The sequence below is a fragment of the Methylobacterium sp. WL116 genome, assembly GCF_008039455.1.
Taxonomy (GTDB): Bacteria; Pseudomonadota; Alphaproteobacteria; order Rhizobiales; family Beijerinckiaceae; genus Methylobacterium.
On sequence record NZ_VRUV01000689.1, the window covers coordinates 1 to 2,011 of the forward strand.

At 71.0% G+C, this 2,011-nt stretch carries 1 protein-coding gene and 1 pseudogene; both read right to left on the bottom strand.

The window, feature by feature from the left end:
• Window positions 1-1,491, bottom strand: a 1,491-nt coding sequence (gene metG, locus FV223_RS26295; protein ID WP_246689821.1) for a methionine--tRNA ligase, incomplete at its 3' end; no start/stop codon positions are given.
• Between the two features lie 102 nt (window positions 1,492-1,593).
• Window positions 1,594-2,011: pseudogene (locus FV223_RS26300) on the bottom strand (XRE family transcriptional regulator); the annotation flags it as partial.

A 2,011-nucleotide genomic window follows, 5' to 3' on the forward strand; every position in this document is an offset into this window, starting at 1 on the left:
GCCGCCCTCCCCCACGTCGGCGAAGAGGCGCCGGTCGGCCGGCACCGCCAGCACGTCGAGCAGGCTCGCGGCCGAGCGCGGCACGAAGGGCTGCACCAGGATGCCGACCGCGCGCAGAACCTCCGCGGTCACGTAGAGCACGGTGCCCATCCGCTCCGGATCGGTCTTCTTCAGCTTCCACGGCTCTTCGGCCGCGAAGTAGCGGTTGGCGTCGGCCACCACCGCCCAGATCTCGGCGAGGATGGAATGGAGCGCGAGGTCGTCCATCAGAGCCCGCGCCCGCGCCGGCAGGGCGTCGGCGGCGGCGAGCAGTGTCCGGTCGGCCTCGGTGAAGGCACCCGGCTCCGGGACCGCTCCGGACACGTTCTTGGCGATCATCGAGAGCGAGCGCTGGGCAAGGTTGCCGAGGTCGTTGGCGAGGTCCGCGTTGATGCGGGTGATGATGGCCTCGTGGCTGTAGCTGCCGTCGCCGCCGAAGGGCACGTCGCGCAGCACGAAGTAGCGCACGGCGTCGACGCCGTAGGTGTCGGCGAGGTCGATCGGGTCGAGGACGTTGCCGAGCGACTTCGACATCTTCTCGCCCTTCGAGAGCAGGAAGCCGTGGCCGAAGACGCGCTTCGGGAGCGGCAGCCCGGCCGACATCAGGAAGGCCGGCCAGTACACCGCGTGGAAGCGGACGATGTCCTTGCCGATGACGTGCAGGTCCGCCGGCCAGAATTTCCGCCGTTCGTCGGCCTCGTCCGGGAAGCCGGTGACGGTGAGGTAGTTCGTCAGCGCGTCGACCCAGACGTACATGACGTGGCCGGGCCGGTCGGGCACCGGCACGCCCCAGTCGAAGGTGGTGCGGCTGACGGACAGGTCCTTCAGGCCGGAGCGCACGAAGCTCGCGACCTCGTTCTTCCGCGATTCGGGGCTGATGAAGTCCGGTTGCGCCTCGTAGAGGGCGAGCAGGCGGTCGGCGTAGGCCGAGAGCCGGAACAGGAAGTTCTCCTCCTCCATCCACACGACGGGGGTGTCGGTGGCGAGCGAGCGGCGGGTGCCGTCCTCCAGGAGGCGGGTCTCGTCCTCGCCGTAATAGGCCTCGTCGCGGACCGAGTACCAGCCGGCATAGGTGTCGAGGTAGATGTCGCCGTTGGCCTCCATCCGCCGCCACAGTTCCTGCGCGGCGGCGGTGTGGGCGGGCTCCGTCGTGCGGATGAAGCGGTCGTAGGCGCAGTCGAGCCGGTCGGCCACCGCCTGGAACCGGGCCGCCATGCCGTCGACGAAGGCGCGCGGCGTGGTGCCGGCGCGCGACGCCGTCTGCTGGATCTTGAGCCCGTGCTCGTCGGTGCCGGTGGTGAACAGCACCTCGTAGCCGTCGAGGCGCTTGAAGCGCGCGATCGCATCGGTGGCGACCACCTCGTAGGCGTGGCCGATATGCGGCGCGCCGTTGGGGTACGAGATCGCCGTGGTGATGCTGAAGGTCTTGGTGCTGTTCGTCTTGGCGGTCACGTCGGACATTCCCGGATACGCGGCTCTGCAGGATCGGCGCCGTTCCGGCGCGGCGTCGTGCGCGTTCGCCGGCGCCGAACCGGCACCGTTCGGGACGATGCTCTAGCCGGTCCGCACGGCGCCCGCGAGGTCCGCGAACAGCGACAGGACCACGGGCCGGCGATCGAGATTGTAGGTCGCGGCCTCGCGCGCCGTACGGCCGAACTTCTCACACACCTCGACCAGGGCCGCAAGGCGCGCCGGCGGCTCCGCCCGCCGGCGGTGGAGCTCGGCCGAGACGAAGCGCTCGACGGTCTCCAGGCCGGCCGCGAACAGGGGCTCGGCCTCGCGCCCGGCGAGCTTGTCGGCGAGCTTGAGGACGCGGCCCCAATCCGGATGGTCGGCGCGCGACAGCAGGGTCTCCATCTCGGCGACCAGCCCCTGCATCGCCGGATCGAGCATCGCGACGGCGCGCGCCACCGAGCCCTCGGACAGGTCGGCGGCCCGGTTCCAGGCGGTGGCCGACCGGCTCGACTGCGCC